Annotated in this window: 4 protein-coding genes; 2 read left to right on the forward strand and 2 right to left on the reverse strand. The window is 39.9% G+C overall.

Annotation, left to right across the window (positions count from 1 at the left end; translation table 11 throughout):
* Positions 1-88: 88 nt before the first annotated feature.
* Both L6C30_RS14110 and L6C30_RS14115 read right to left on the reverse strand, forming a co-directional pair.
* Positions 89-1,057, reverse strand: a complete 969-nt coding sequence (locus L6C30_RS14110; protein ID WP_236163310.1) for a helix-turn-helix domain-containing protein — start codon at positions 1,055-1,057, stop codon at positions 89-91.
* 71 nt (positions 1,058-1,128) lie between these two features.
* Positions 1,129-4,023 carry a valine--tRNA ligase gene (locus L6C30_RS14115; RefSeq protein WP_236163309.1) on the reverse strand — a complete coding sequence of 965 codons (2,895 nt, stop codon included), beginning with the start codon at positions 4,021-4,023 and terminating at the stop codon, positions 1,129-1,131.
* A gap of 252 nt (positions 4,024-4,275) precedes the next feature.
* Between L6C30_RS14115 and L6C30_RS14120 the strand changes: the two genes are divergently transcribed.
* Positions 4,276-4,944: a hypothetical protein gene (locus L6C30_RS14120; RefSeq protein WP_236163308.1), complete on the forward strand. Its 669-nt coding sequence runs from the start codon at positions 4,276-4,278 to the stop codon at positions 4,942-4,944.
* 41 nt (positions 4,945-4,985) lie between these two features.
* Positions 4,986-5,792 (forward strand): SDR family NAD(P)-dependent oxidoreductase, encoded by an 807-nt coding sequence (locus L6C30_RS14125; RefSeq protein ID WP_230244042.1) that lies wholly within the window; start codon positions 4,986-4,988, stop codon positions 5,790-5,792.
* Positions 5,793-6,016 lie beyond the last annotated feature (224 nt).

Raw genomic sequence — 6,016 nt, forward strand, 5'->3', positions numbered from 1 at the left:
TTGTTTAAGATAAGATATAACTCATTGAGATGTGTCATAGTATTCGTCGTTAGAAAACAATTATTGTGACATTATTTCAATGAGTTATCTATTTTTGTCGTGTACAGAGATAAATTGTAATTAATGTATTATCTGAGATTGAATAATCTCTGTGAATCACAGCATTAACTAAAATCTCCCAAATGGCATTATAAGGATATTTAGCTGTCGTATCCCCATTTAATGTAGTTACTCTTGTCTGATTCAAGCAATAATCTATTTTTTCTTTGGCTTGTTGGATTTGATTTAGTAAATTACCTTCAATACTGAATTTATCTTCAGTCAAAAACTCGCGACTAATATCTTCATCTGTACTATCGTATCGAACAACTTTTATAGCGCATTGTTTAGGTAAAATTTGACTAGGGTTTTCAGCAAACAGAAGTATGGAAGCAAAAGTTGGATTTAAAGATTCCTTATTGATCAGGTTTTCTTGTAATAAAAAATCTATTGGCTTTGCTGATCTAATTGGTAATTTTTCCAAAAAATCTAATAAATAAGGACTTTTAAGTAATTCATCCGTGGGATAGTTTGATACAAAAAGATCTTCGGCTGAAGTAACGCCCTTTGCATGACTTAATTCTAAAATTTTTATTGGGGATGTATATGGCATAGACTGAGCACCATGTCGGACATATACTTTTTTATCAGCTGTGTAATAGACATCAGTTCCTTTGTCAACGTCAATTTTGAGAATGTAATTACGTACTTCACCTTGTTTGGTATGAAAACTAAATCTGAAGGGAATAGATGGCTCTAATTCAACTAAAGCTTTGATAATTGAATTATATTCTTCTGTTGAATCACGACCTTGCCAACGCTTATTAGCAATAGGTTCATCGCTGTCATCTTTAATGCCTACAATAATTTCACCTCCATCACTATTGGCAAAAGCTACAGCTAGTTTTTGAATTTTTTTTGCTTCAATACCAAATGCTTTTTTATCAAAGAATTGACTCTCTTCTTTTTCGCATAAATATTGAACTTCAGATGGATTTAATGGAATTATTTGAGACATATATTTTACTAAGTATAAAGGACTGAATAATCAGCCCTTTATACTATAAATTAGATCAAACTAACAACACATTAAAGTGCCGCAATCTGCTCCATATTCGCTTTAATCTTCGCTAATTGATCTGCAAATTCAGCAAGTTTCACTTTCTCACCTTCAACCACAGCCGCAGGTGCTTTCGCTACAAAACCTTCATTCGCAAGTTTAGTCGCAATTTGGTCATGCTGTTTTTGAACTTTGTCTAAGTCTTTTTGTAGGCGACCTAATTCCGCTTTCGGGTCAATTAAGCCCTTCATTGGAACGTAAACAGATACGTGACCCACTACAGAAGAAGAAGACAATGGCGGTTGTTCGCCATCCGTCAAGAAAGTAATGCTTTCAACTTTCGCCAATGCTTTAAACAACGGTTCAATACGAGAAATTTGTGCTTTTTCTGCTTCAGTCGTGTTCTGTAAAAGTACAGGCAATAAACGTGCATTACCTAGACCCATTTCACCACGAATGTTACGCACCGCACCAATCAAACCTTGTAGCCATTGCATATCTGCTTCGGCTTGTTCGTTGATTTTGGCTTCATCTGCAACAGGGTAGTTTGCCAACATAATGGTTTCACCACCCAAGCCAATCATTGGCGCAAGGGTTTGCCAAATTTCTTCAGTCAAGTAAGGCATGATTGGGTGAGCAAGACGTAAAGAAGCTTCCATCACCGCAAGTAATACACGACGAACTTCAGCTTTGCGTTCTTCAGAAACAGACTCATCATTCAGAACAGGTTTGGTCAGCTCTACATACCAATCGCAGTATTCATTCCAAATAAAGTCATAAATCGCTTGCGCAGCCAAGTCTAAACGGTAAGTTGCAAAGGCTTGATGAACAGCTTGTTCTGCCTTTTGTAAACGGCTCACAATCCACTGTTCAGGCAATTCCCAAAGGTCTTGACGTGCTTCTTGACCGACAGTCTGACCTTCAACATTCATCAATACAAAACGAGTTGCATTCCAAATTTTGTTGGCAAAGTTACGGTAACCTTCCACACGTTTCATATCAAACTTGATGTCACGACCTGTGTTTGCCAATGCACAGAAGGTAAAACGAACTGCATCTGTACCATACGCCTGAATCCCTTCTGGGAATTCTTTGCGGGTCGATTTTTCAATTTTTGCCGCTTGTTTCGGGTTCATCAAACCTGTGGTACGTTTTTGTACTAAAGTTTCAAGATCTACACCATCAATCAAGTCTAATGGGTCAAGTACGTTGCCCTTAGACTTCGACATTTTTTGACCTTCGCTGTCACGAACTAAACCATGTACATACACAGTTTTGAACGGCACTTGTGGCGTACCATCTTCATTTTTCATGAAGTGCATGGTCAGCATGATCATGCGAGCAACCCAAAAAAAGATGATGTCAAAACCTGTCACCAATACATCTGTTGGATGGAAGGTGTTTAAGAAGTAGTTGGCTTTGTCTTTTTCAGCATCGCCTGTCCAGCCTAAAGTTGAGAATGTCCACAGACCTGATGAGAACCATGTATCGAGTACGTCTTCGTCTTGGTTCAATTCAACGTCAGCGGGGATGTTGTTTTTCGCACGAACTTCTGCTTCGTCACGACCGACATAAACATTGCCTTCAGCATCGTACCAAGCGGGAATACGATGCCCCCACCACAATTGACGCGAAATACACCAATCTTGAATGTTGTTCATCCACGCCATGTACATATTGCTGTACTGTTCAGGCACGAACTTGATGCGACCATCTTTCACTGCTTCAATTGCAGGCTGCGCCAACGGTGCAATTTTCACATACCATTGGTCCGTCAATAATGGCTCAACAATCACGCCCGAACGGTCACCGCGAGGTGGTTTTAGCGTGTACGGTTGGATCTGATCTAACCAGCCTTCAGCTTCCGCTTGCTCAACCAGTTTCTTACGTGCTTCAAAACGCTCTAAACCAATGTAGTCTGCAGGTGCAGGAATGGTTTTAGAAATTTGTTCGCCTGCTTTTGCGATATATTCAAATTCAGCCAATACTTCAGCATTTTTGTTGAAGATGTTGATGATTGGCAATTCGCAGCGTTTACCCACTTCATAGTCATTGAAGTCGTGGGCAGGGGTAATTTTCACACAGCCTGTACCGAATTCTTTATCGACATATTCATCTTTAACGATTGGAACCGCACGACCAGTAATTGGCAGGATGATGTTTTGACCAACAAGGTGCGAATAACGCTCATCATCAAGCGCAACCGCAACTGCAGTATCACCTAACAATGTTTCAGGACGAGTGGTTGCCACCACAATATGATCTTTACCATCGTGTGTGCGAAGCGATTTATCTTCAAAGAAATATTTGAAGTGCCAGAGTGAACCTTGTTCTTCTTTATCAGACTCAACTTCTAGGTCAGATAGGGCAGTTTGTAATTTTGGATCCCAGTTTACGAGGCGTTTACCACGGTAAATTAAACCTTCTTCGTGTAGTTTCACGAAAACTTCTTTCACCGCATTCGATAAGCCTTCATCCATGGTGAAGCGTTCACGTGACCAATCTACTGAAGAACCTAAACGACGGATTTGACGGGTAATGTTACCACCAGATTGTTCTTTCCATTCCCAGACTTTTTCGATGAATTTTTCACGGCCTAAGTCATGACGGCTGATATTTTGCGCGCCCAATTGACGCTCTACCACCATTTGTGTGGCAATACCCGCGTGGTCTGTACCTGGTTGCCATAAGGTATTTTTGCCTGACATACGGTTAAAGCGTGTAAGGGCATCCATAATGGCGTTGTTAAAACCATGACCCATGTGCAAGCTACCTGTGACGTTTGGCGGCGGAATCATGATACAGAATGATTCGCCTTTTTCTGACGGCTTAAAGTAGCCGTTTTCTTCCCAAGTCTTGTACCATTTTTTCTCGATCTCGGTAGGATCGTAGGTTGTAGCAATATTTTGCGCTGAATCAGTCATAGTAAGAACAGATTAAAAGTGAATAAAAAATTGCAACTATTGTAGCAAAAAAATGGCCCGCTAAGCGAGATTCAACTCAGCCAAACTTATCGCAATTGGCAGTTGGGCAAACTCATCGTATGATGGACGTCAAGTATGATAAAAACGGCAAGTTCTCCGTTGCCTGCAACACTGTTTTAAACTAGGTTTAAGCAACGGCTTTTAGAAATAAATGAAAACACATCAATACGGTCAAAATAGGCAAATTCAGTTATGACTTATGCTGTTTCTTTAGAATTAAAACCAGACACATATCAAAGATTTCAACACATTCATCAACAACTCAATGCGGGTGAATTGGAAAGTTTATCTAAAGCTTTGGGAGCGGTACTGACCGATATTTCTTGTGAAATTATTGAGCAGCTTTTTGGTGAAATGTCACGTTCTAGCCATTCACTAGATGGTGAGTCTGAAAAAATTATTCAGCAAGTCATACAAACCATGCAAAAATATATGCCATGGTCGGTATCGTTTTTTGGCAATCAACGTTTAACGCCTATGGTGAATTATCTGGCAAGCATGATGGATCAGCAGGAAGAGCAAGCTTTTGTGACTTATCCTGTCGATAGTATTGTCATGAAAGAAACTTTGGGTTGCATTGAGCAAATTAGGCAGGGCAACAGTGCATGCATTGCGCCTGCATTTAAAGGGTTTGCTCAAATTATTGATCAGGGCGTAGGTTATTTAATTCGTGATCCGAAAAAAATGCTGAAATTTAATGTAGTGGTCGATAAAACTTTAAACGGTGTGATTCATTTGACTACACAACTGGGGTATAAACGCTTAGAAAAAATGGGTGCGCAATTCGATTTAGAAAGTGCAGAAATATATTTAAACCATTTTCTTGGGTTTTTACAGCATCCTGAAAAGCCTAAGACTTAAATGTTGATGACATAAATTTTTCAATAACGCGGACAAAGGGTATGGCAAAACGGGAAAACTTGGAACATAAAGTGGTGTGGATTACTGGTGCATCTTCTGGCATTGGTAAGGCATTGGCAAAAGAGTGTGCTTTACAAGGAGCCCAAGTGATTTTAACCGCACGTCGTTATGAAGAACTTGAAAAAGTACGCATGAGTTTGCTGAATCCTGAACGTCATCTTTCTATACGTGCAGACATTACCAATGAAAGTCAGGTGTTACATGCCTATGAGCAAGTTTTGGCACGTAAAGGACGCATTGACTGGCTAATCAATAATGCAGGTTTAAGTCAGCGCGCTTTAATTGCTGATACCTCTATGCAAACCGAACGCACCATTATGGAAGTGGACTATTTTTCTCAGGTCTTTCTGACCAAAACTGTATTGCCGACCTTTTTGCAGCAAAAACATGGCCGCATTATTTTTGTGTCTAGTGTTGCGGCCTTATTGGGCACGCAATATCGCGCGTCATATTCTGCAGCGAAAAGTGCCATTCACATGTGGGCGAATAGTTTGCGCGCAGAAGTAGCAGAGCAGGGCGTACAGGTTTCAGTTGTATTCCCTGGTTTTGTAAATACCAATGTGTCTTTTAATGCGTTGAATGGTGAAGGCAAACCACAAGGACATCAAGATGAAGCCATTGAAAATGGTTTAGATGCCGATGTTTTTGCTAAAGACACTGTTAAAGCACTCATGGCAGGCGATGAATATATTGTGGTCGGGGGCGCTAAAGAAAAATTGGGCGTGTGGGTGTCGCGTTTATCGCCAAGTGTTTTATATAAAATGATTCGTAAAACTAAAGTGAAGTAACTTGTTTATTGATATGTGAAATTAAAGAAGTGTTTCTGCCTAACCCTCATCTGCGCTTTGTTTTAACCAGTATTTTAAAACTTGCTCAGGAGAGGGAATTTTGATTGTTAGACGTAAGCGTCCGCTGAACACACCTTCTGAATTCATCCTATAAGCCTTAATTTAGTCCCCACTTAGAAACAAGTGGGGACTTAAATTTATGACTACAAATCATCAGACATCCA

Source organism: Acinetobacter sp. KAM396 (assembly GCF_021602765.1).
GTDB lineage: Bacteria > Pseudomonadota > Gammaproteobacteria > Pseudomonadales > Moraxellaceae > Acinetobacter > Acinetobacter towneri_A.